General features: G+C 73.6%; 20 protein-coding genes. 19 read left to right on the top strand and 1 reads right to left on the bottom strand.

All coding sequences use genetic code 11. The features are described 5' to 3' along the window. Nucleotides 1-6 precede the first annotated feature (6 nt). The 19 genes from NZH93_RS02455 to NZH93_RS02550 all read left to right on the top strand — a co-directional run bounded on the left by NZH93_RS02455 (nt 7) and on the right by NZH93_RS02550 (nt 22,626). Nucleotides 7-1,050, top strand: coding sequence for an ABC transporter substrate-binding protein (locus tag NZH93_RS02455; RefSeq protein ID WP_259621209.1), 1,044 nt, complete (start codon nt 7-9; stop codon nt 1,048-1,050). Nucleotides 1,051-1,055: 5 nt separating this feature from the next. Next, complete coding sequence (locus NZH93_RS02460) at nt 1,056-2,501, top strand: FAD-dependent oxidoreductase (protein WP_259621210.1); 1,446 nt, start codon at nt 1,056-1,058, stop codon at nt 2,499-2,501. Next, the gene (locus tag NZH93_RS02465; RefSeq protein ID WP_259621211.1) at nt 2,501-3,268 is read left to right on the top strand and encodes a DUF4437 domain-containing protein; all 768 of its coding nucleotides are present in this window, start codon (nt 2,501-2,503) and stop codon (nt 3,266-3,268) included. The genes NZH93_RS02460 and NZH93_RS02465 overlap by 1 nt, the downstream gene beginning before the upstream one ends. After that, nucleotides 3,258-4,139: an ABC transporter ATP-binding protein gene (locus NZH93_RS02470; RefSeq protein WP_259621212.1), complete on the top strand. Its 882-nt coding sequence runs from the start codon at nt 3,258-3,260 to the stop codon at nt 4,137-4,139. Before NZH93_RS02465 ends, NZH93_RS02470 begins: the two co-directional genes overlap by 11 nt. Before the next feature lie 116 nt (nt 4,140-4,255). Then, a complete protein-coding gene (locus NZH93_RS02475; protein WP_259621213.1) occupies nt 4,256-5,629 on the top strand; it encodes an MmgE/PrpD family protein in 1,374 nt (457 codons plus the stop codon). 8 nt (nt 5,630-5,637) lie between these two features. Beyond that, a complete protein-coding gene (locus tag NZH93_RS02480) occupies nt 5,638-6,213 on the top strand; it encodes an ureidoglycolate lyase (protein ID WP_259621214.1) in 576 nt (191 codons plus the stop codon). Then, nucleotides 6,213-8,597: a xanthine dehydrogenase family protein molybdopterin-binding subunit gene (locus NZH93_RS02485; protein ID WP_259621215.1), complete on the top strand. Its 2,385-nt coding sequence runs from the start codon at nt 6,213-6,215 to the stop codon at nt 8,595-8,597. Before NZH93_RS02480 ends, NZH93_RS02485 begins: the two co-directional genes overlap by 1 nt. A gap of 52 nt (nt 8,598-8,649) precedes the next feature. Continuing rightward, on the top strand, nt 8,650-9,471 hold the full coding sequence (locus NZH93_RS02490; protein ID WP_259621216.1) for an FAD binding domain-containing protein: 822 nt from the start codon (nt 8,650-8,652) through the stop codon (nt 9,469-9,471). Then, a complete protein-coding gene (locus NZH93_RS02495; RefSeq protein ID WP_259621217.1) occupies nt 9,468-9,965 on the top strand; it encodes a (2Fe-2S)-binding protein in 498 nt (165 codons plus the stop codon). The genes NZH93_RS02490 and NZH93_RS02495 overlap by 4 nt, the downstream gene beginning before the upstream one ends. After that, a complete protein-coding gene (locus NZH93_RS02500) occupies nt 9,950-10,378 on the top strand; it encodes a nuclear transport factor 2 family protein (protein ID WP_259621218.1) in 429 nt (142 codons plus the stop codon). The genes NZH93_RS02495 and NZH93_RS02500 overlap by 16 nt, the downstream gene beginning before the upstream one ends. Beyond that, nucleotides 10,363-12,309, top strand: coding sequence for an oxidoreductase (locus tag NZH93_RS50475; protein ID WP_259621219.1), 1,947 nt, complete (start codon nt 10,363-10,365; stop codon nt 12,307-12,309). The genes NZH93_RS02500 and NZH93_RS50475 overlap by 16 nt, the downstream gene beginning before the upstream one ends. Nucleotides 12,310-12,327: 18 nt before the next feature. Next, nucleotides 12,328-12,681 (top strand): RedY/HapK family protein, encoded by a 354-nt coding sequence (locus NZH93_RS02510; RefSeq protein WP_259621220.1) that lies wholly within the window; start codon nt 12,328-12,330, stop codon nt 12,679-12,681. Beyond that, complete coding sequence (locus tag NZH93_RS50480) at nt 12,678-15,128, top strand: MFS transporter (RefSeq protein WP_308214156.1); 2,451 nt, start codon at nt 12,678-12,680, stop codon at nt 15,126-15,128. The genes NZH93_RS02510 and NZH93_RS50480 overlap by 4 nt, the downstream gene beginning before the upstream one ends. Continuing rightward, nucleotides 15,128-15,976, top strand: a complete 849-nt coding sequence (locus NZH93_RS02525; protein WP_259621221.1) for a cyclase family protein — start codon at nt 15,128-15,130, stop codon at nt 15,974-15,976. The genes NZH93_RS50480 and NZH93_RS02525 overlap by 1 nt, the downstream gene beginning before the upstream one ends. Then, on the top strand, nt 15,973-17,439 hold the full coding sequence (locus tag NZH93_RS50485) for an MmgE/PrpD family protein (protein ID WP_259621222.1): 1,467 nt from the start codon (nt 15,973-15,975) through the stop codon (nt 17,437-17,439). The genes NZH93_RS02525 and NZH93_RS50485 overlap by 4 nt, the downstream gene beginning before the upstream one ends. Then, entirely contained in the window at nt 17,429-18,892 is a 1,464-nt protein-coding gene (locus tag NZH93_RS02535; protein WP_259621223.1) for a dihydroorotase, read from the top strand. The genes NZH93_RS50485 and NZH93_RS02535 overlap by 11 nt, the downstream gene beginning before the upstream one ends. Next, nucleotides 18,889-19,701, top strand: coding sequence for an HpcH/HpaI aldolase/citrate lyase family protein (locus NZH93_RS02540; protein ID WP_259621224.1), 813 nt, complete (start codon nt 18,889-18,891; stop codon nt 19,699-19,701). Before NZH93_RS02535 ends, NZH93_RS02540 begins: the two co-directional genes overlap by 4 nt. A 192-nt stretch (nt 19,702-19,893) precedes the next feature. Continuing rightward, entirely contained in the window at nt 19,894-21,009 is a 1,116-nt protein-coding gene (locus NZH93_RS02545; RefSeq protein WP_259621225.1) for an NAD(P)/FAD-dependent oxidoreductase, read from the top strand. Between the two features lie 18 nt (nt 21,010-21,027). Beyond that, nucleotides 21,028-22,626 carry an N-acyl-D-amino-acid deacylase family protein gene (locus tag NZH93_RS02550; RefSeq protein WP_259621226.1) on the top strand — a complete coding sequence of 533 codons (1,599 nt, stop codon included), beginning with the start codon at nt 21,028-21,030 and terminating at the stop codon, nt 22,624-22,626. Nucleotides 22,627-22,630: 4 nt separating this feature from the next. Here NZH93_RS02550 and NZH93_RS50490 read toward each other — a convergent pair whose 3' ends face one another. Next, nucleotides 22,631-24,226, bottom strand: coding sequence for a PucR family transcriptional regulator (locus NZH93_RS50490; RefSeq protein WP_259621227.1), 1,596 nt, complete (start codon nt 24,224-24,226; stop codon nt 22,631-22,633). Between the last annotated feature and the right edge of the window lie 164 nt (nt 24,227-24,390).

Consider the following 24,390-nt stretch of genomic DNA (forward strand, 5'->3'; position numbering starts at 1 on the left):
AGCACCATGGACAGACGTTCATTCCTCCGTGCAGGCGCGTTCGCGGTCACCACGGCCGCGGGAGGCACGTTCCTGATCGGCTGCGCACCCACCACCCGCAACTCCGCGTCGAACGCGACCGGGGACCCGAACCTCCCCGAAGTCGCCTTCGTGACGCCCTTCCAGCACATCATCAACTACATCGACGTGTACGTGGCCGTCCAGGAGGGCTTCTTCGAGCAGGAGGGCCTGCGGGTCAAGCCGATCGGCGGCACCGGCACGGCCAGCTCCGTCTCCCAGGTCACCGCGGGGCAGGGCATGTTCGGCAAGGCCGCGAGCGTGATCACCGCGCCGCTCATCCTCGACACCGGCGCCGAGATCATCACCGTCGGGCAGAACGACCAGGTCAGCCAGTACAGCGTCGCGTCGGACCCGGCCAAGCCGCTCAACAACCCGAGCGACTGGCAGGGCAAGACCATCGGCGTCATCTCCAAGGGCGGGTCGACCGAACTCCTGCTGGACGCCATGTCGGTGACCGCCGGACTCGATCCCGCGAACGTGCGCAAGGTGGTCACCGGCGCCGACGTCGGCTCGCTGGAGTTCCTGAAGCGGGGCGAGGTCGACGGGTTCATCACGTTCCTCGGTTCCGAGACCGCGCTCCGGCAGCGCGGCGTCGAGCTGAACTACCTCAACACCGACAAGTTCGCCAAGGTGCCGGGCGACTCGTACTTCGTGAAGAAGTCCGACGCGCAGTCCAAGGGCGAGGAGATCACCGGCTACCTGCGGGCGTGCCGCAAGGCCTACGAATTCACCGAGGACAAGGCGAACCTGGACAAGGTGCTGTCCGCGATGAGCGCGTTCAACACCGTCGAGGTGTCGGACAAGGAGTTGGCGCGGCTCAAGATCGAGGCGCAGGCCAAGCTCTGCAAGCCCGCCAACGGCAAGTACCTGTCGATCGACATGCCCGCGTGGGAGTCGGCGCTGGAGCTGATGCGCAAGTCCGGCATCGTCAAGGACAAGAACCGGCCGCTCTCCGACATCGTCACGTCCGAGTTCGTGGACAAGGTCTGACCCGGATGGCCGACCACATCGAGACGGACCTGCTGGTCGTCGGGGCGGGAACCGCCGGTCTGCCCACGGCGATCGAGGCCGCGAGGCACGGGCTGCGGGTGACCGTGGTCGAGCAGGCCGACCAGGCGGGCGGCACGCTCTGGCGCTCGTGGGCGCAGATGTCCGCCGGGGGCACCGCCCTCCAGCTCTCGCGCGGCATCCACGACACCCCCGAACTGCACTACGACGACGTCATGCGGATCAGCAAGCGGACCGCCGACACGACGCTGGTGCGGTTGGCCGTGGAACACGCCCCCGAGGCGGTCGACTGGCTCATGTCGGCGGGGTTCGACATGGACCCCGACGCCCCCGCGATCCTGTACTTCCACGAGCCGTACTCGGTCCCCCGCACGTACTGGGGCCGCAACGGCGGCCGGTCCGTCCTGGAGGTCCTCCTCCCCCGGCTCGAACGGGCCTGCGCGGACGGCGCGGTCACCCTGCTGCTCAACACCACGATGACGGCGCTGCGCACGGACGGCCCGAACCGGGTCGTCGGCGCGACGGTCACCGGACCGGACGGCGAGGTGACCGACATCGACGCGGCGACCGTCGTCCTCACCAGCGGCGGCTACTCCGGCAACGCCGAGCTGTTCCCGCGGCTCACCGAGGGGTCGCCGCTGGCGGGCCCCGGCGCGCCGACGTCGACCGGCAGCGGGCTGCTCGCCGCGGTGGAGGCTGGCGCGGGTGTGCGGGGCGGCGACAAGTTCCTGCCGACCTACGGCGGCGTCCTGCTCCGGGACAGTCCATCCAGGACGGTCCCGCTGGACGACTACCCGGCGCTGACACCGCAGTCGCGCCCGCCGTGGGAGATCCACGTCAACGCGCACGGCGAGCGGTTCGTCGCCGAGGACGCGGAGAGCGTGGACGTCCGGGAGAACGCCCTGCTCGCGCAGCCGGGCCTGCGGTTCTGGGTCGTCTACGACGACGCGGTACGGCGCAAGGCTCCCGCGCTGATGCCGGGCTGGTCGGCCGAGGACCTGGCGGCGGCGTTCGCCGACCACCCGTCCTTCACCACCGCGGACACGCTGGTGGGTCTGGCCGAGGCCGCGGGGATCGACGCGGTCGGCCTGGTGACGGCGGTCGCCGAGTACAACGCCGCCGTCGCGTCCGGCCACGACAGGTTCGGGCGCACCCACCTGCCGCTGCCCATCGAGCAGGGCCCGTTCCACGCCGTGCTGAACCACGGCACCACGCTCAAGAGCCCGGCGGGCCTCGTCGTCGACGGCGACCTGCGGGTCGTCGGGCGGGACGGCCCCTTCGCGAACCTGTTCGCCGCGGGCGAGGTGCTCGGCGGCAGCGCGCTGTCGGGCAAGTCGTTCGTCAGCGGCATGAGCGTGACCCCGGCCCTCGCCTTCGGCCGTCTGCTCGGCCGTCGCGCGGCGGGCGTCGACACCACAACCTGGAGGTCGTGATGTGGGATAGGTCCGATGTGGACTTCATCCAGAGCTCCGAAGTGCCGTGGCTGGCGGTGGCCGACGGCGAGTTCGGCGCCGCGAGCGGCGGTCGGAAGCGGCTGCTCAGCCGCGATCCCGGTGACGGGGCCGAAACGTCCGTCGTGCGGCTGGTGGACCGCCACCGCGGCGTGTTCGCCTCCGAGGTCGACCTGTTCGTGCTGTCCGGTTCGGGCACGCTGGACGGGAATCCGTTGGAGGTCAACGACTACGTCCACGTGCTCGCGGGCACCGCGGTCGACCTGGTCGCCGGGCCCCGTGGTCTGGTGCTGTACTGCGGCTTCTGGGGTCCGCCCGCGTTCGGCGCGGGCGAGGGCGGCGAACAGGCGACCGTGACCCGCACCGAACTGCTGAAGTGGAAGCCCGCCGAGTGGAGCGGTGACGTGAAGCTCGACCCCGGCGCGATGGCCAAGCCGTTGCGCGAGGACGACAGGGCGTTCATCTACCTCGCGGGCATGATGCCGGGCTGGCGTTCGGAAGCCGAGGAAGCGCACCCGGTGTACGAGGAGTCGTTCAAGATCTACGGCGACGTGCTGATGGGCGCGCGGGGCGTGATGCGCGAGGGCGCGTACTTCTTCCGCTCCCCCGACGTCTTCCACGGGCCGCTGTACTCGCGCGGCGGCACGATGTCGTTCATCCGGTCGGACAAGGCGACCACCACCGAGTACCGGGACCCGCCCGCGGGCGGCGCGTGGGACGAACTGGCGAGGCAGGCGTATGCCGACTGAAGCTGCGGGCAGCACCACCACGACGACCAGCCAGGAGAGGTCCATGAGCGAGGCGAACAGCGGTCCACCGGCTGTGGTGGGGTCCGGCGCGGCCATCTCGGTGCGCGGTGTCGGGAAGACCTACCAGGCGAGTGCGGGCCCGGTGCAGGCCCTGCTGCCGACGGACCTCGAGGTGGCGCCCGGCGAGTTCGTGGTGCTGCTCGGTCCTTCCGGCTGCGGGAAGACGACGCTGCTGCGGATGCTGGCCGGGTTGATCTCCCCCACCGAGGGCACGATCGGCATCGGCGACAAGCCGCTGTTCACCGGCCGCAACAGCACTCCCGACCGCGACGCGCTCGGCTCGCTGGGCTTCGTGTTCCAGGCGCCCAACCTGATGCCGTGGCGCAAGGTGTGGCGCAACATCGCGCTCCCGTTGGAGGGCAAGGGGACCACGCGCGCGGAACGCCGCGAGCGGGCCGCCGAGATGGCGGAGAAGGTGGGGCTCGCGGACTTCCTCGACCACTACCCCAAGGCGCTGTCCGGCGGCATGCAGCAGCGGGTGGCCATCGCCAGGGCGCTGATCCACCGGCCGTCCATCCTGCTGATGGACGAGCCGTTCGGCGCGCTCGACGCGATGACCCGCGACCAGATGAACCTGTTGCTGCAACAGCTCTGGCTCGACACCGGCAAGACGATCGTGCTCGTCACGCACTCCATCACCGAGGCGGTGTTCCTGGCCGACCGCGTGGTGCTGCTGTCCCAGCGCCCCGGTCGCGTGCAGGACGTCGTCGACGTCGAGTTCGCCCGGCCGCGCGACCTGGCCGTCACCGCCGAGCCGCACTTCGGCGAGCAGGTCGGCCACCTCCGCAAGCAGCTCGGCGGCCACCGGTGAACACGGTGCCGGAGGCACCAATGGGCTCGGTGCCGGAGGCACCAGCGGTCTCCGTGCCGGAGGCACCAGCGGTCTCCGTGCCGGAGGCACCAGCGGTCTCCGTGCCGGAGGCACCAGTGACAGCGGTGCCGGACACCCTGGCACTGGCCGAGTTCGTCGCCGACCTGTCCTACGAGGACCTCCCGGCCGAGGTCACGGCCAAGGTCGGCGCGCTGGTGCTGGACTTCCTCGGCGCCGCGGTCGGCGGGTCGACCACGCCGGAGGTCGTGGCGCTGGTGGACCTCATCCGGTGGCGGGGAGGCACGCCGGAGGCGACCGTGCTCGCTGCGGGGTTCTCCGCGCCGGTGGCGGACGCGGCGTTCTGCACGGGCGTGGCGGCGGACGTGCTGGAGCACCAGGACGGCTACCGGTTCGGCGGGTTCCACCCGTCGCACACCCTCCCGGCGCTGTTCGCCGTCGCCGAGCACGTCGACGCCGACCTGCGGTCGCTGCTGACCGCGGCTGCGGCCTCCTACGAGGTGGCGAACCGCATCGGCCGGGCCGTGCACCCGAGCGCCACGCGGGCGGGCTGGTTCCCGATCGCCGCGTCGTTCGGCGCGGCGGCGGGCTGCGCGAAGCTGCTCGGCCTGCCCGCCGCGCGGATCGCGGACGCCATCGGCGCGGCCTCGTTCTTCGCCCCCGCCGTGCTCATCGAGTCGATCTTCGTCGCGCCGTCGGCCAAACCGGCGTTCGCGGGCCAGATCGCCCGCGCGGGCGTCGAGGGGGCGCTCGCCGCGGCGGCGGGCCTGACGGGGTGGCGCGAGGTGGTCGAACACCCGCGCGGCCTGGTGTCGGTCCTGGGCGGCACGCCGGTCACCGACACGACGGCGACCGCGCTCGGTGTCGAGTGGACGGTCCTGGACGTGCACCAGAAGCGCTGGGCCGGGTGCAGGCACACCCACGGCGCGGCGCAGGCGGCACTGGAACTGGCCGTGGAGCACGACCTCGACCCCGACCGGGTCACCGCCGTCGACGTGGAGACCTACGACATCGCGCTGCTGCTGGTCGACCGGCCGGTCGACGACCGGCCGACCACGGTCGCGTGCACGCTGAGCCTGCCGTACACGGTGGGCGCGGCGCTGACCGACCGCGCGCTGGGCGGCGACCAGTACGCGACCGAGCGGCGCGAGGACCCGAGGGTGCTGCGGGTGGCCGACCTAGTGCGGTTGCGGCCCGCCGCGGACCTGGAGGCGCGCTACCCGGAGTTCACCGCGACCAGGGTCACGATCACCACCGACGACGGCCGGAGCCTCACCCGGCTGGTGGACGTGCCCGCCGGTGACAGCCGTGCCCCGCTGAGCACGGACGACCTGGTGGCGAAGTTCGGCGGCTACGTCGGTCCCGCGTTCGACACCGACACGGCCGACCGCGTCGCCACGGCGCTGCTCGCGCAGCCCGCGGACCTGCCCGTCCGCGTCCTGACCGGCCTGCTGGCCGTCACCCGAACCTAGGAGCAACGATGTCCGAGACGGACGTGCGGATCCACACCATCGTCCCCGAACCCGTGACCGCGGAGGCGTTCGCGCCGTTCGGCGAGGTGGTCTCGTTCGACACCACGCCGAAGCTGCCGATCAACCTGTACTCGGGCCTCAACGCGGTGCACGGCCCGGTGCTGCTGGAGGTCGACGAGGCGCCCGAGTTCATCCTGTTCCGGGTCGGCTACCGGGGCGGCGACATCCGCTACCTGGAGCGCCACCACGGCATGACGCAGACGTTCATCCCGCTGGGCGGGGTCCCGTACGTCTCGGTGGTCGCCAGGCCGGACGCGCCGCTGGTGGACGGGTTCCCGGACTTCGCCGAGGTGCGCGCGTTCCTGGTGCCCGGCGACGTGGTCCTCAACATCCACCGCGGCACCTGGCACGAGCCCCCGTTCCCGACCCAGGACGGGCAGAAGTTCTTCATCACCAGCACCCCCGGCGTGACCGGCGGCCTCCAGTCCTCAGTGGACGAGAACGGCGAGGTGCACAAGCTCGACGTCGACAAGCGCAACCCGTTGCACCGCACGGGCGCGCGCCTGCGGGTGGAGATGCCCTGATGGCCGCGCCGACCCTTCCCGACTCCGCGATCGGCGGCTCCGCGCGCAAGCGCGACGGCGCCGCGCTGCTGACCGGCCGAGCGCGGTTCGTCGACGACCACCAGCCGGACGGCGCGCTGCACGCGCACGTGGTGCGCAGCACCGTGGCGCACGGGCGGATCCTGTCGATCGACACGGCGGCGGCCGAGGCCGTGCCCGGTGTGGTGCTGGTGCTCACCGGGAAGCGGGCGGCGGAGTCGGCGGGGCCGGTGCCGTACTTCATCGACCCGGCGGCGCGCGGGGGCAACCGCACGGACATCCGCTGCCTCCAGGTGGACGAGGTGGTGTTCGTCGGCCAGCCGGTGGCGGCCGTGGTAGCCGCGACCCGCCAGCAGGCGCAGGAGGCGGCGGCGCTGGTGGCCGTCGAGTACGAGGTGCTGCCGCACGTGCTCGACGCGGAGGAGGCGCTGCTGCCCGACGCGCCGAGGCTGTACCCGGACTGGCCCGGCAACGTGGTGATGCACAACCGCTACGGCACCGGCGACACGGACGCGGCGCTGGCCGCCGCGGACGTCGTGGTGTCCGGGGAACTGCGGATCGGCCGCTCCACCACGTCCCCGATCGAGCCGCGCGGTTACCTCGCGTCGTGGAACGCGGCCGAGGGCAAGCTGACCGTGCACGCGTCCTGCCAGAACCCGCACCAGATGCGGTGGATGCTGGCGACCAGCCTCGGGCTCGACGAGGGCGACATCCGGATCGTCACCGCGAAGGTGGGTGGCAGCTTCGGCCTGAAGATGCAGGGCCACCCCGAGGAGACGCTCGTCGCGCTGCTGAGCATCCTCACCGGCTCGCCGGTCAAGTGGATCGAGGACCGGCGCGAGACGCTGATGGCGGGCGCGCGCCAGCAGGTGCACCGGTTCACCGTCGGCGCGACGGCCGACGGCCGGATCACCGCGCTGGTGAACAACATCGTGGCCGACGTCGGCGCGCTCACCGCGCAGGCGGGCTGGGCGATGCCGAACATGTCGGCGACCACGCTGCCCTCGGGCTACCTGGTGCCGGACTGCCGGATCGAGCTGGACATCGTCGTCACCAACAAGCCCCCGGTGAACGCCGCGCGCGGCTTCGGCAAGGACGCGGCGCACTTCGTGATGGAGCGCGCGGTCGACGTCGTCGCCCGCGAACTGGGTCTGGACCCGGCCGAGGTGCGCAGGCGCAACTTCATCCCCGCCGACCGGTTCCCCTACCGCACCTCGACGGGCCTCAACATCGACAGCGGCGACTTCGTCGGTCTGCTGGACAAGGTCTGCGACACGGTCGACTACGCCGGGATCCGCCGCCGCCAGGCCGAACTCCGCCCGCTCGGGCGGTACCTGGGCATCGGGCTGGGCTTCGAGCTGACGCCGGAGTCCTCCGACAGCCCCGGCACGTTCGTCTCCGGCTTCGACACCACGACGGTGCGGATGAGCGTCACGGGGATGGTGACCGTGCTGACCGGCGTCACCTCCCCCGGCGGTGGCAACGACACCGGCATCGCGCAGATCGTCGCCACCGAGATGGGCGTGCCGATCGAGTGGGTCGAACTGGTGCAGGGCGACACCGACCGCTGCCCCAACGGTTTCGGCAACTTCAGCGGGCGCAGCATGGTCGTCGGCGGCGGGTCCGCGACGCTGGCCGCGCGGGACGTCCGCGACAAGCTCGCCCTGCTGGGGTCCCGGATGCTGGCCGTGCCGGTCGACCGGGTCGAGGTCGCCGACGGCGTGGTGCGGGTCGTGGACGACCACGAGCGCGCGCTGGCCGTGCCCGACGTGGCGCGGGCGCTGCTCACCAGGGCGTTCGCCATCGCCGACGGCATCGAACCGGTGCTGGAGTCCACCAGGGCGTACAAGCCGGGCAACATCGACCACGTCCCCGACCAGTTCGGCCGCATCCAGCCGTACCCCACGTACTCCAGCAGCCTGCACGCCGTGGTGGTCGACGTGGACGTCGAGACCGGCAAGGTCGTGCTGCTCGACTACGTGATGGCGCACGACTGCGGCACCATGATCAACCCCGCGCTGGTCGAGGGGCAGGCACGCGGGGCCGTGGCCATGGGGCTCGGCAGCGCGCTGTCGGAGCAGTTGGTGTTCGGGGAGGACGGGGCGCTGCTCAGCGACCGGTTCAAGACCTACCTGCTGCCGCGCGCGGGTGACGTGCCGGAACTGCGGATGGTGCACCAGGTGACGCCGAGCCCGTTCACCATGCACGGCAACAAGGGCGCGGGCGAGGCCGGTGTCGGCGGCGCGCAGGCCGCGGTCGCGAACGCCGTGGAGGACGCGCTCGCCCCGTTCGGCGTGGCGGTGCGCGGGGTGCCGCTGACCCCGCCCGTGGTGCTGGGCCTGATCGACGAGGCGGCGGCCCGATGAGCCCGCGCGACCTGACCGGTGCCCCGACCGCGACCCCCGACGAGGTGACCCGATGACCCCGCGCTACTCGGCGCCCCGCGACCTCGCGGGCGTGACGGCCGCGCTGGCCGACGGCGACGGCGTGGTGGTGGGCGGCGGCACGATGGTCGTGCCGGACATGACCCACGGCCGCACCAGCGCGGCGGTCGTGGTCGACCTGTCGCGCGCCGGGCTCGCGGGCGTCACGGCGGGCGAGGACGGCGCGGTGGTCGGCGCGATGACCACCTACACCGACCTGATCACGTCCGACGTGCCGCTGCTGTCCACCGTGGCGTCGGGCATCACCGGCGGCCCGCAGATCCGCAACCGCGGCACGGCGGGCGGTTCGGCCTGCTACGCCAACCCCGCCTCCGACGTGCCCGCGTGCCTGGTCGCGCTCGGCGCGCGGATGCGGCTGGCAAGCGCGGGCGGTGCACGGGAGGTGCCCGCGGCGGAGTTCTTCCTCGGCGGGTTCCGCACCGCGCGCCGACCGGACGAGGTGCTGGAGGCGTTCGTGGTGCCACCGCTGGGAGGCGCCGCACTGGGCTACCTGAAGTTCAAGCTCGCGGAGGGCAGTTGGCCGATCGTCACGGCGGCGACCTTCGCCCCGACGGGAGGTCCTCTGCGGATCGTCGTCGGCGGTGCGGCGGCGACGCCGGTCGCGGTCGACGTTGACCGGCCGTCGGTGGGCTCCGACGACCCGGCGTGGCGCGAGCACGTGCGCGAGGCCGTGCACACCGCGCTGGACGCGGCCGAGCCGTGGACCGACGTGCTCGCCCCCGCCGCGTACCGGCGGCGCATCGCCCCGGTGATCGCCGCCCGTTCCGCGGGCCGTGCCCTGGAGGAGGACAGATGACCGCGATGAGGCTGACCGTCAACGGGGTCCAGCGCGAGATCGACGTCGACCCCCGCACCCTGCTGGTGCACGCGATCCGCGAGCAGGTCGGGCTGACCGGCACGCACGTCGGGTGCCTGACCGGGGACTGCGGCGCCTGCACGGTCGTGCTGGACGGGCGCACCGCGAAGTCCTGCTCGGTGCTCGCCCTGTCCGCCGACGGGTCGGCGGTCGACACCGTCGAATCGCTGGCCGACGGCGACGACCTGCACCCCGTGCAGCAGGCGTTCTGGGACGAGTTCGCGTTCCAGTGCGGCTTCTGCCTGCCGGGGATGCTGCTGACGGCGAAGGAGCTGCTGGAGTCCACACCGGACCCCGACGACGCGCAGGTGCTGGCCGCCCTCAACGGGAACCTGTGCCGCTGCACCGGGTACAACACCATCGTCTCCGCCGTCCGCAAGGCCTCCGGCTGCGCCACGACGTGCGTGAAGGAGTCACCGTGCCGGAAGAGCTGATGAACGCCGTGGCGCTGGTCGAGGACTACCTCGCCGCCATGGGCGCGGGCCGGGTCGACGACGCCCGGCGGCACCTGTCGCCGGACGCGACCCTGGTCTTCCCCGGCGGGAAGACCTACCGGACCCTCGCCGAGCTGGCCGAGGGCTCGGCGGGCCGGTACCGGTTCGTCGACAAGCACCGCGACGAGTACGACACGCTGTCCACTGTGGACGGCGAGGTGGTGTACTCGCTCGGCAGGCTGTTCGGCGAGAACATCCACGGCGTCGCCTTCGACGGCGTGCGGTACGTCGACCGGTTCCTGGTGCGCGACGGGCTGGTCGTCGAGCAGCGGGTGTGGAACGACCTGGCGGAGTCCGGCGTGCTGCTGGCGCGCACCGCCGAGGAGCTGGACGAGCGGTGGCGGGTCCCGTGACCGCGTACCCGAGGGTGTTCTCGCCCGTCGAGATCGGCGGGATCACCTTGCGCAACAGGGTGTTCGTGTCGGCGCACACGACGAACTTCGGTGTCGACTTCCTGCCGACGGACCGGCACGTGGCCTACCACGCCGAGCGGGCCCGCGGAGGGGTCGGGCTCATCGTCACGGAACCGCTGCGGGTGCACGGGACCAGCCTCGGGCGCGCGGGCGGCCTGTCCGCCGATCCCGCCGCGCTGCCGGGGCTGGCCCGGATCGTGGAGGCGGTGCGCGCGGAGGGCGCCGCCGTCTTCACCCAGATCACCCACGCGGGCAGGCACAGCGAGAACGTGTTCCGCCGTGCCGCCGCGTGGGGTCCCGCCGCGAGGCCGTGGGCCACGTCCGGCGCGGTGCCGCACGTGATGTCCAGGCGCGACATGGCCGAGGTGCGCGACGCGTACGCAGACGCGGCCCGGCTGGCGCGCTCGGCGGGGTTCCAGGGCGTGGAGGTCCACTTCGGCCACGGCCACCTGCCGCACCAGTTCCTCTCCCCCGCCGCCAACGACCGGACCGACGCCTACGGCGGGTCGGAGGAGAACCGCCTGCGGTTCCCCCTCGAAGTGCTGGACGCGGTGCTCGACGCCGTGGGCGGCGACCTCGCTGTCGGCGTGCGGATGAGCGCGGACGAGTTCGTCGAGGGCGGCCAGGACCTCGCCGCCGGACGGCGGCTCGCGCACCTGCTGGACACCACCCGGCCGCTCGCGTTCCTCAACGTCTCGGTGGCGTCGTACACGGTCCCGTCGATCGGCCACCACGTGGCGGACATGAGCGAGGGCCACACCCCGTACCTGGCGCAGACCCTCGCCGTGGCGGCGGAGTGCGCGTCCACCCCGGTGCTGGCCGCCTGCCGGTTCGTCGACCTCGACGACGCCGAACGCGGTCTGGCGGGCGGGCTGGCCGCGGTCGCGATGACCCGCGCGCACATCGCCGACCCGCACCTGCTGGCGAAGGCCGCGGCGGGCCGGGAGCGGGACATCCGTCCTTGCGTGTCGTGCAACTTCTGCATCGGCGAGATCGCGGGCCACCGGCCGATGACGTGCATGGTGAACCCCGCGGTCGGCAACGAGGAGCGCTGGCCGCAAACACCCGAGCCCGCCGCGCTGCCGAAGCGGGTGCTGGTGCTGGGCGGCGGCCCGGCGGGGCTGGAGACCGCGAAGGTCGCCGCCGAACGCGGGCACGAGGTCTCGCTGCGCGAGTCCGACGCCGAACTGGGCGGCCAGCTCCGGCTGGGCCGCCGGGGCGCGGGGCGGGGTCACCTCGACCGGCTCCGCGACCACCAGCAGCACCGGCTCGCCGCGCTCGGCGTCACCGTCCGCACGGGCGTGCCCGCCACCCCGGAGGACGTGTTCGCCGATCCGCCGGACGTCGTCGTGGTCGCCACCGGCGCCACCCGGCACGCCCGTGACGTGCCCGGCTGGGGCCTCGCGCTGACCGCGAAGGACGTGCTGCGCGGACGCCCCTGGGTGGGTCGCACGGTGGTGGTGCTCGACGGCGACGGCGGCTGGACCGCGTCGTCGGTCGCCGAGACCGCCGCCCGCGGCGGCGCGGCCGTGCACGTGGTGGCCCGCGCGGGCACACCGCTCTGGGGCGTGAGCGAGTACAGCCGGATGACGGCGGTGCAGCGGCTGCGCGGCCTCGGGGTGCAGCTCTGGACCTCGGCGGACGTCCGGTTCGCCGACGGGACCGCCACCGTGACCAGTTCGCTGGTCTCCACGACGACCGCCTTCGCCGTCACCGACGTGGTCGTGCTCGACCCGCCGCACGCCGAGGACGGCCTGGTCGCCCCGCTGCTCGACGCGGGGGTGCCGGTGCACGTCATCGGCGACGCCGTCGCCCCGCGCTCCCTGTTGGAAGCCATGGCCGAGGGGCACGCCCTCGGTCGCGCGCTCTAGAACGACCGGAGGACACCCATGGCCCGCAAGCTCGTCCTGCTCACCTACAACATCAAGCCGGGCGTCCCGCTGGAGGAGTACGAGGAGTACACCCGCTCCGTCGACTACCCGATCTTCCGCGCGCACCCCGGCGTCGTGGACTACTCCAACTACGTCGTGCGGCAGAACGCGCGCGGCGAGGAGTGGTTCAAGCACTTCGACCTCATGTTCGTGGAGGACCTCGACGCCTTCCACGCGGGCGGCGCGCTGCACCACGGCGACCCGACCGTCCTGGCGCACGCGGCGGGCTGGCGGGAGAAGTGGGGCGCCGACCCCGCCACCGGCTGGCGGACCGACGTGAACATCACCTACGCCGACGAGATCCAGGGGTGACGAGCCCGCCCGCCGACGACACCGCCGGGCGGGCCGTGGCGCTCGCCGTCCTGATCGGCGCGAGCTACATGTTCCCGCTCTACCTGACCGGGGCGGTGGGCGTCGCCGTCCGGACCGACCTCGGCCTGGACTCGACGGCGTTCGGCGCGGCGATCTCGGTGTTCTTCGCCGTGGGCGCGGTGCTCATGCCGGTGGGCGGTCGGATCGTCGACCGCACCGGGCCGGGGCCCGCCGTCCGGCTGGCGCTGGTGGGCGCGGCGACGTGCCTGGTCTCGGTGGCCGCGCTCGGTGGCACCTACGCCGGGCTGTGCGTCGCCATGGCGGTCGGCGGGGTCGGGTCCGCGGTCGCGGCCCCGGTCGGCGGGATGCTGATCGCCCGCGGGGTGCCGCCCGGTCGCCGGGCGCTGGCGTTCGCGCTGGAGCGCTCGTCCATCCCGGCGGCGACGCTGGTGGCGGGGATCTGCGTGCCGACGCTGGCGGCGGTGCTGCCGTGGCGGGCGGTGTTCCTCTGCGCCGCGGTGCTGGTGGCCCTCGTGCTGCTGCTGCCGGTGCCCCACGTGGGCCGGGCGGCGGTGACGTCGTCGGCCAGGACACCGCTGCGGCCGCTGGCGCCGCTGCTGCTGGTCGTCGGCATGTTCGTGCTGGGTTCGGCCGCCGCGACCGCGCTGAGCACGTTCCTGGTCGGCTACGGCGTATTCCTCGGCCTGTCCGCGGGCACCGCCGGGGTGGTGCTGGCCGTCATGAGCGCGGCGACGATCGGGGTGCGGATGCTGTCCGGCGTCGTCGGCGCCCGCGTGTCCGGCCGGGTCGTGGTGAGCGGGCTGCTGTTCCTCGGCGTGGCCGGGTTCCTGCTGCTCACCGTGCCGCTCCCGGTCGCCGCCCTGGTGGGCGCGGTGGTCGCCGGGGCGGCGGGCTGGGGCTGGACGGGGGTGCTGGGGCACGCCGTGGTGCGGGCCCACGCGGGCGCTCCCGGCGCGGCCACCGCGCTGGTCCAGGCGGGCGGGTGCGTCGGCGGCGTGGTGGGGCCGCTGCTGATGGGCGTGCTCGTCGAGCACGGCTCGTACGCGGTGGCGTGGGCGGCGATGGCGGCGCTGGTCGCCGTCGCCGGGGTCGCCGCGCTGGCCAACCGGCGGATCTTGGCGACCTCCGACGAAGAACCGGGTGTTGACCCCGACAAGGACACCGACCTAACCTCTGAGCGGACCAGCGTTCGCCTCAGCGGAACAGGGAACGCGACGAAAGGGGCCGCTGTGCAAGACGGACCGCTCACCGGAGTGCGGGTGCTGGACGTCTCCACGATCCTGGCCGGCCCGCTGTGCTGCCGGATCCTCGGCGACCACGGGGCCGAGGTCATCAAGGTCGAACACCCCGAGGCGGGTGACGGGATGCGGGGCCACGGGCAGGCCAAGGACGGCGTGCCGCTGTGGTGGAAGGAGATCTCCCGCAACAAGCGCGCGCTCGGCCTGAAGCTGTCCACACCGGACGGCGCCGACCTGCTGCTGCGGCTGGCCGCCACCGCCGACGTGCTGGTGGAGAACTTCCGCCCCGGCACCCTGGAGCGCTGGGGCATCGGGCCGGACCGGCTGCACGAGGTCAACCCCGGTCTGGTCGTCGTGCGGGTCACCGGCTTCGGCCAGACCGGTCCGTACGCCGGCCGCGCCGGGTTCGGCACGCTCGCCGAGGCGATGAGCGGCTTCGCGCACCTGACCGGCGAGGCGGGCGGGCCGCCCACGCTGCCCGCGTTCGGCCTGGCCGACAGCATCTGCGGGATGGCCGCCTCGACGGCCGCGATGACGGCCCTGTTCGCGCGGGAGCGCAACGGCGGTCGCGGCGACGTGGTCGACATCAACCTGCTGGAGCCGATCATGGCGGCGGTGGGCCCCGGCCCGACCGTCTACGACCAGCTCGGCGAGGTGGGCGAGCGGCACGGCAACCGCTCCACCCACAACTCGCCCCGCAACACCTACCGCACCAAGGACGGCCGCTGGGTGGCCGTGTCCAGCAGCGCGCAGAGCATCGCCGAGCGGGTCCTGCGGCTGGTCGGGCACCCGGAGGTGGTCGAGGAGCCGTGGTTCGCCACGGGGCTGGGCCGCGCCGGGCACGCCGACCTGATCGACGGGCACGTCGGCGGCTGGATCGCGGAGCGGACCGAGGCCGAGGTGACCGAGGCCTTCGAGGCGGCGGGCGCCGCCGTGGCCCCGATCTACTCCGCCCGCGACCTGGTGGAGGACGAGCACGTGCGCGAGACGGGGATGCTGACCAGCGTCCCCGACGACGACCTGGGGCCGGTGCTCATGCAGAACGTGCTGTGGCGCAGCGCCGGGGCTCCCGGCCGGATCAGGTTCACCGGCAGGGCGCTCGGCGCCGACACCGACGACATCCTCGCCGAACTCGGTGTGCACGCGCCCGAGGTGGCGCGCCTGCGAGCCGATCGGACCGTGGCGTGATGGGGGCGACTTTGACGACACCACAGGGAACGGCCGCGCTGCTGGCGGCCGTCGCGGGTGGACTGGCCGTGCACGACCTTGGCAGGCAGCTCGTCCAGGGGATGCCGCAGTCGCCCAACCACCCGCCGTACTGGCACGCGCTGCCCCGCAGGCACGGTGACGTGGTGCGGGCGGACGGCGGATCGGCGGCCAACGACCTGATCACCATGGGCACGCACGTGGGGACGCACATCGACGCGTTCGCCCACGTCTCCCACGACGGGAAGCTGTTCGACGGCTCCGACGCGGCGGAGGCGGGCCGCGGCGGCCGGTTCGCCGAACTGGGCGTGCACACGATCGAGCCGATGGTGCGCCGGGGCGTGCTGCTGGACGTGCCCGCAGCGCTGGGCGAGCCGACCGGCTGCCCGGCGGGCTACGAGATCACGGCCGACGACCTGGCCGCCGCCGAACGCCTCCAGGGCACGCCCGTGCGCCCCGGTGACGTCGTGCTGGTGCGCAGCGGCTGGGGCAGGCTGTTCGACGACCCCGACCGGACCGTCTACCAGGGCAAGGAGACCGGCGTACCCGGTGTGGGCGAGGCGGGAGCCCGGTGGCTCGCCGACCGCGGCGCGCACGCGGCGGGCGCCGACACGATCGCGTTCGAGCGGCTCGCCCCCGGCGGCGGCCACGCCTCGCTGCCCGCGCACCGCGTGCTGCTGGTGGAGCGCGGCGTGTACATCATCGAAACCCTGGTGCTGGACGGCATCGCCGCGGCGGGCGTGCACGAGTTCCTGTTCGTGCTGTCCCCGCTGCCGCTGTTCGGCGCCACCGGCTCCCCGGTCCGCCCGCTGGCGGTGGTGGGCGCGTGACGACGATCGCCTCCCCCACCGCGGCGCGGCGGCTCGCCTCCTTCGCCTCGACGGCGCTGGCCGACGGCGTGCCGGACGAGGTCGCCGCCAGCGTCCGACGACGGGTGCTCGACGTGCTCGGGCTGTGCGTCGCGGCCTACCGGCTGCCGACCAGCCACGCCATCGCGGCGCACGTCGCGGACCAGGGCGGCCGGGCCGAGGCGACCGCCATCGGCGTCGCCGCGCAGGTCCCCGCCGTGGGCGCCGCGTTCGTGAACGGCGTGCTGGCGCACTCGCTGGACTACGACGACACGCACCTGCCGTCCGTGCTGCACCCGAGCGCCAGCGTGGTGCCCGCCGCGCTGGCCGCCGCGCAGGCGTCCGGCGCGAGCGGCGCGGACGTCGTGGCCGCCGTCGCGGTCGGCCTGGAGATCACCGTCCGGCTCGGGATGGCGGGCTACGACAGCGAACTGGGCAACTCCGTCTACTTCGAACACGGTCAGCACGCCACGTCGATCTGCGGTGCGATGGGGTCCGCGGCGGCCGCCGCGCTGCTCTACGGGCTCGGCGAGGAGGGCGTGCTGAACGCGATGGGCGTCACGGCGTCGTTCGCCTCCGGGGTCATCGAGGCCAACCGGACCGGCGGCACGGTCAAGCGGCTGCACTGCGGCTGGGCCGCGCAGTCCGGCGTGACGGCGGCGCAGCTCGTCCGGCGCGGCTTCACCGGGCCGCCGACGGTGCTGGAGGGCAGGTTCGGGTTCTTCCAGTCGTTCCTGCGCGGCCAGGTCGACCTCGACCAGGTGACCGACGGGCTCGGCGAGGACTGGGCGGTGCCGGGCATCTTCTTCAAGCCCTACCCCGCCAACCACTTCACCCACACCGCGATCGACGCCGGGCTCCGGCTGCGCGCCGACGGCGCCCCGACCGACCCGGCCGACGTCGCCTCGATCGAGCTGCGCGTGCCGAACGCCGTCATCCGCACCATCGGTCAGCCCATCGAGACGAAGCGCGCCCCGGAAACCGGCTACCAGGCCCAGTTCAGCGGCCCATACGCCGTGGTGACCGGTCTGCTGGGCGGGTCGGGGCTCGGGGCGGGGCTGGCCGACTACAGCGACGACCTCGCCGCCGACCCGCTGCGCCGGGCGCTGATGTCCACTGTGGACGTCGTACCGGACGAGCGCTGCGACGCCATCTTCCCCCACCAGTTCCCGGCCGTCGTCACCGTGCGCGGCACCGACGGTCGCGAGTGGACGGCCGAGGTGCTCACCAACCGCGGCGGTCCGCAGCGCCCCCTCACCGACGCCGAACTGGCGGCGAAGTTCACCGACAACGTGGCCGACCGGCTACCGCCCGAGATCGCGGCCTCCGTCCGGGACCTCGTGCTGGGCCTGGAGGACGTCACCGACGTGGGCGAGCTGCTGCGCCCGCTGGCACTGGCCACCGACCACACCCCGACGACTGGAGACGATCACGATGTCCCTTGACCTACTCGTCACCAACGTCCGCGTCGTCCACCACGACCGGCCGGAAGCGGAACGCGCCGACATCGGTGTCGTGGACGGGCGGATCGTGCGCGTCGCCCCCGGCATCGACCCGGCCGAGGCGAAGACCGTCGTCGACGGCGGCGGCAGGCTCGCGTTCCCCGGCGTGGTCGACGCCCACCAGCACTGGGGCATCTACAACCCGCTGGGGGTCGACGCGGCCACCGAGAGCCGGGCGTGCGCCCAGGGCGGGGTCACCACCGCGCTCAACTACATGCGCACCGGCCAGTACTACCTGAACCGGGGCGGCGACTACGCCGACGTGTTCCCCGAGGTGCTCGCCGCCTCGGAGGGCAAGTCCTACGTGGACTACGCCTACCACCTCGCGCCGATGTCCCGCAGGCACATCGAGGAGATCCCGGACCTGGTCGCCGAGCACGGCGTGACCTCGTTCAAGGTGTTCATGTTCTACGGCAGCCACGGCCTGCACGGCCGGTCGGCGGACCAGAACTCGTTCCTGATGATCCCGGAGGGCGAGCGCTACGACTACGCGCACTTCGAGTTCGTCATGCGCGGCATCCAGGCCGCGCGCGAGCGGTTCCCGGAGCTGGCCGACGAGATCTCGCTGTCGCTGCACTGCGAGACCGCCGAGATCATGAGCGCCTACACCAAGCTCGTCGAGGAGGACGGCAGCCTCACCGGTCTCGCCGCCTACAGCGCGTCCCGGCCGCAGCACTCCGAGGGCCTGGCCGTGTCGATCGCGTCCTACCTGGCGCACGAGACCGGGCTGCCCACGATCAACCTGCTGCACCTGTCGTCGGCCAAGGCGATGGACGCGGCGCTGCGGATGGCGACCGCGTTCCCGCACATCCGGTTCCGCCGCGAGGTGACCGTCGGGCACCTGCTGGCCGACATCGACACCGCGTCCGGCATCGGCGCCAAGGTGAACCCGCCCATCCGGCCGCGCGAGGACGTCGAGGCGCTGTGGGGCCACGTGCTCGCGGGCGAGGTGGACTGGGTCGTCAGCGACCACGCGTGCTGCCGCGACGAGGACAAGTTCGGCGACCCGCGCGACGACGTGTTCGTGGCCAAGTCCGGGTTCGGCGGCGCCGAGTACCTGCTGCCCGGCCTGGTCACCGAGGGCGTGCGGCGCGGGCTGTCGCTGGGCGACATCGCGAAGCTCACCGCGTGGAACCCGGCCACCCGCTTCGGGCTGCGCACCAAGGGCGCCATCGGGGTCGGCTTCGACGCCGACTTCAGCCTCGTCGACCCGGCCGTCGACTGGACGGTCCGCGCGGCCGACTCCGAGTCGACGCAGGAGTACACGCCGTTCGAGGGCTTCTCGATGACCGCGGCGGTCACCGACACCTTCGTGCGGGGCCACCACGTCCTGGCCGCGGGCAAGGTCGTCGGCGACCCCGTCGGCCGCTACCTCAAGCGCCCCACCGGCGCATGACGCCCCGCAGCTACCTCTACGTGCCGGGCGACCAGCCCGACAAGCTGGCGGGCGCGGCGGGTCGGGGCGCCGACGCCCTGATCCTGGACCTGGAGGACGCCGTCTCGGCGCCCCGCAAGGACCTCGCCCGCCAGGTCGTCGCCGACCACCTGGCGGCGCCGGGGGTCAGCGCGTGGGTGCGGATCAACGCCGACACGGCGGCGGCCGACGTCGCCGCGATCGGCGGCGCGGCGGGCCTCGCGGGCGTCGTGGTCCCGAAGGCCGAACCGGAGTCGCTGGCCGAGGTCGACCGGCTGCTGGCGGCGTTCGACCGCTCCCCCGTGCCGGTGATCGCGATGCTGGAGACGGCACGGGGCATCCGGCAGCTCGACGCGGTCGCCGCGGCGCCGAGGGTGGTGCGGCTGGGACTGGGCGAGGCGGACCTGGCCGGGGAACTGGGCATCCGCCCCGACGAGTGGCGCACCGAGCTGTGGCCCATCAGGTCCCAGGTCGTCGTCGCCTCGGCGGCGGCACGCCTGACGGCACCCACGGGACCGGTCGACACCGACGCCCGCGGCACCGGCACGCTCCGCGCGACCACGACGCTGCTGCTCAACCAGGGCTTCCGGGCACGCACCGCCATCACGCCTGCCCAGGTGGCGGTGATCAACGCGGTGTTCACCCCCACACCGGAGGAGGTCGCCGCGGCCACCGGGGTCCTGAAACGCCTGGCGGACTCCGCGTCCGGCATCGCCGTCGACGACGACGGCAGGCTCATCGACGCCGCGGTGGCCCGCACGGCCCAGGAGGTGCTGAACCGCGCGGGCTGACACGGGCCCCGTCCGGGCCGCGTCACGGGGTGACGCGGCCCGGACGGGTGCCGGTGGTGGCGACCAGGCCCTCGTCGACGGACCCCGGCCACTGGCGCGCACGGGAGCTTGTCGGTGGTGCAGACGTCCGGTCCGGCTCTTGTCGTCGCAAGCACAAGCCCTGCCCCCTTGGCACGTCTGATGATTCCGGTCATGGCACGCCAGCGAATCCTCATCATCGGCGGGGGCATGGCAGGGGTCTCCCTCGGCAGCGAGCTCGCCGTCGACCACGACGTGGTCCTGCTGGAGGCCGAGTCGTCGCTCGCCGTTCACAGCACCGGTCGGTCGGCCGCGCTCTTCCTCGCGGACTACGGTCCGCCGCCCGTCCGCGAGCTGACGCGGCGCAGTGAACCGGAGTTCGCCCGGCTGTCGGCGCTGCCGGACGTGCCCCCGCTGCTGACGCCCCGCGGCGGGCTCTTCACCACGTGGGACGAGCCGAGTGCCGCGGCGTTGACGGCCGCCGTCGCGAGCAGCCCGTCCATGGTCGCGGTGACCGCCGACCGGGTCCGGGAGCTGTGCCCCGTGCTGCGGACCGACGAGCTGGCCGGGTGCGCGTTCGACGCGGACGTGCGGGACATCGACGTCGCCGCACTGCACGGCCACTACGCCGGGACGCTGCGCCGACGGGGCGGGCGGATCACGACCGGTGCCCGCGTGGTGGCGGCGGACAGGGTCGGGGCCGGGTGGGAGGTCCGCACCGCGGACGGTCGGACGTGGCACGCCGACGCGCTGGTGAACGCGGCGGGCGCGTGGGGCGACCAGGTCGCGGAACTCTGCGCCGGTGTCGGGCACAGGCTGTCGCCGCGGCGGCGCACGGTGGCCATCGCCCGCTCGCGCGTGCCGATCCCGGCCCAGTGGCCGGTCGTCGCGGACTTCGCGGAAGCCTGGTACTTCAAGCCCGAGAGCGGGGCGCTGCTGCTGTCGCCGGGCGACGAGACCGAGGTTCCGCCGGGGGACGTCGAGTCGGACCCCCTCGACGTCGCGCTGGTGCTGGAACGGGTCAACGCCGCGACGACGCTGGACCTGCGCAGCGTGCGGACGAGCTGGGCCGGGCTGCGGACCTTCGCCCCGGACCGGGCGCCGGTGGTCGGTCCGCACCCCGAGGAGCCGACGCTGTTCAGCTTCGTCGGCCAGGGCGGCTACGGGATCCAGATGGCGCCCGCGCTGGCCGGGGTCGGCGCGCGGCTCTTCCGAACGGGCACCCTGGACGACGCCGTGCTGGCCGCCGCCATCGACCCCGGCCGGGCGCGCACCGCGCTCGACCGCTGACCCCACCGAGGAGCGCGCATGACCACCGAACAGGCCCTCACCAGGGTGATCCGCGGCGGCCTCGTCCACGACGGCCTCGGCGGCGAGCCGCGCCGCGCCGACGTGGGGATCGCCGGGGACCGGATCGCGGCCGTCGGGGACGTCCCGGCCGCGGGGTGCCCCGAGGTCGACGCGACCGGGCTGGTCGTCGCACCGGGCCTGATCAACGTGCTCAGCCACGCCTGGCAGACGATCCAGCTCGACGGGAGCTGCCTGTCGGACCTGGTGCAGGGGGTGACGACGGAGGTGTTCGGCGAGGCGGTGTCCCTCGGCCCGTCGAGCCCGGCGCTGCTGGACGTCGTGCCCGTGCGCGAGGGCGCCCGGCTGGACTTCCCCCGGCTCTCCGACGGGCTCGACCACGTCGAAGCCCTCGGGACCAGCGTCAACGTCGCCTCGTTCCTCGGCGGGCAGAACCTGCGCGCGCTGGCGGCGGGCGCCGACGACCGGCCGCTGACCGACGACGAGCTGGACTCGCTGTGCGCGCTCGTCGACGAGGAGATGGCCGCCGGGGCGCTGGGCATCGCGACCGCGCTGATCTACGCGCCGGAGAACTACGCGACGACGGCGGAGCTGACCCGGTTGTGCGCCGTGGTGGGCAGGCACGACGGCCTCTACATCTCCCACCTGAGGTCGGAGGGCGACCGGTTCCTCGAAGCGCTCGACGAGCTGATCACCATCGGCCGGGACGCGGCGTGCCGGGCGCAGGTCTACCACCTGAAGGCGGCCGGAACACGGAACCACCACAAGATGCGGGTGGCGATCGAGGTGATCGAGTCGGTCCGCGCGACCGGCCAGCAGGTCGGCGCGGACATGTACCCGTACGTCGCCGCCTGCACCGACCTCGCGGCGGCGATCCCCCCTCGCCACCACGCGGGCGGAACGGCGGCGCTGCTGGCCCGGCTGTCCGACCCGGCCGTCCGCGCGGAGATCGTCGCGGAACTGGACTCCGCCGACGGCGACTTCGAGAACCTGTACTTCGGCGCCGAGCAGGGGCGGGGCATCGTTTTCCTGGCAGACCTCGCCGACGGCACTCCCGCCGCCGGTCGCACGCTGGTCGACGTGGCCGCGGCGCTCGGCGCCACCCACCCGGCGGCGGCGCTGCTGGACGTCGTGCGCGCCGAACCGAACCTCCAGGTCTGCTACTTCGTCATGTCCGAGGACGGCGTCCGGCTCGGCCTCGCCCAGCCGTGGGTGTCGATCTGCTCCGACGCGGAGGCCGTCGGACCGGGCTCGTCGTCCGACGACCTGACCCACCCGCGCGCCTACGGCAGCTTCGCCAGGGTCCTCGGCCACTACAGCCGCGACCTGGGCCTGTTCCCGCTCGCCGAGGCGATCCGCAAGATGACCTCGCTGCCCGCCGACGCGCTGCGGCTGACCGACCGCGGCCGGATCGCCCCCGGCGCGTTCGCCGACCTGATCGCGTTCGACCCAGCGGAGGTCCGCGACACCGCCCGCTACGACGACCCCCGCCGGTACGCGACCGGGATGGTCCACGTCCTGGTCAACGGCGAACCGGTGCTCGCGAACGGCGAAGCCCTCCCGGCCCGCCCCGGCAGGCGGCTGCGGCGCGGGCGCTGACCCGTCAGCCCCGGTCCGGCGGGTGCGCCTTGAGCCGGATGTCCACCATCAGCGCGAACCGGGTGTCCGCGTCGGTGAGGTCGAGCCCGAAGATCTCGTGCAGGCGGCGCAGCCGGTAGCGCAGGGTGTTGGTGTGCACGTTCAGGGCTTTCGACGCCACGGTCGGGTCGCCGAAGGACGACAGGTAGACGCGCAGCGTCCGGCCGTAGTCGGCGGCGTGCGCGACGTCGTGGTCGTCGATGTCGTCGAGCACGCTGCGCTGCCCGGCCCGCCTGGCCGACTCCAGGTCGGCCAGCCGCAGCACGCTGACCGCCAGCCCGACCTCCCCCACCTCCGCGCAGCCGTCGTGGGAGCGGGCGCCGCACAGGACCCGCACCACCTGGTCGGCCTCCTCCTTGGCCTCGTTGAGGTCGGCGAGCGTCGACACCGGACCGCTCATCCCGATGGTGACCAGGTCCGGGGAGTCCGGGCGCGCCGCGGTCCGGGCGGACAGCAGCAGGCCGCGCAGCTCCCGCAGGCTCACGACGGGATCAGCGGGTCCGGGCACCACCCCGTACACGGTGTCCTCGATGCGCGCGGTCGCGCCGACCGCGCGGGCGAGTGAGAGCTGGCGGACCAGCGCGGTCGCGCACTGGTCGAGCAGCCGGTCGTCGCGGCGGCCGTCCGCGCGGGTGGCCGTGACGGCCGCCAGCCGGTAGCCGGGACCGGTCATCCCCAGCCGGTGGCCCGTTTCCACCGCGGACTCCCCGCCTCGCAGGAGCAGCCCCATGGTCGCGGTCTGGTGCTGGTGCTGGAGGTCGGTGGTGAGCCGGTGGTGGGCCAGCCGGACGGCGATGTTCTGCGCCGCCTCGGCCAGCGCCGCCGTGCGCGGCGCGTCGAGCGGGGTGTCCGTGACGGCCCAGATCGAGCCGAGCAGCTCACCGTGCGCGCGCAGCGGGACCACCGTGCGGGAGCTGATGCCGGGTGTGGTCGAGACCAGGAAGAAGGGCTCGGTCTCGGTCAGCAGCCGCTTGACGACGCCGAGGCGGCGCACCTGCTTGAGGAAAGCGTCGGGCACCCGGTGGCCGAGGATCGTCGCGGACCTGGCCACGTCCGCCACCTCGTGCAGCGCGGAGTACGCGAGCAGCCGCGACTGGTTGTCCTCGATGGTGACCGGCGCGCAGAGCGCGTCGGCGAGCGCGTTGGCGACCACGAACAGGTCGCTGATCAACTCCGATCCGGACACCGAGTCGGCGCGGACCGGCGGCATCCGACCGGGCAACGACGCGGCGATGCTGTGCAGGTGCGACCAGTTGCACCCGCTGGGCACGACGAGCAGGGCCACGCCCGCGCTGAGCGCCTCCGCCAGCAGCGCCTGCCCCAGCGGGCCGTCGTGGCGCAGCAGCAGCGCCGCGGGCCCGGCCGCCGCCAGCCGCAGCGCCAACGGCGACGCCGCGGCCACGCCGACGGCGAGCACCAGGTCGCCGGACTCGAACGCGGGCACGTCCAGCGGGTCGTGGACGACCACCGACGTGAACTCGACGGCCAGGTCGGACGGCCCGACCGGCGCGGTGATCAGCTCGGGTCCGAGCCGCGTCACCAGGTCGCGCACGGATGGCACAGGCCCCTCCTCCCGGCCGCGGCGCGGCGCTTTGGCACGGAGCAAACCACCTCGGCGGGCGGCACGCTCATCCGGTCAGGGCGGTTGGTGGCGCTCCACCAAGCACCGCCGCCGGGGTTGCGCTCGCGCACGAGGACGGCGCCACCGCCCCGCGGATAGCTTGC

The sequence above is a fragment of the Umezawaea endophytica genome (assembly GCF_025061645.1).
Taxonomy (GTDB): domain Bacteria; phylum Actinomycetota; class Actinomycetes; order Mycobacteriales; family Pseudonocardiaceae; genus Umezawaea; species Umezawaea endophytica.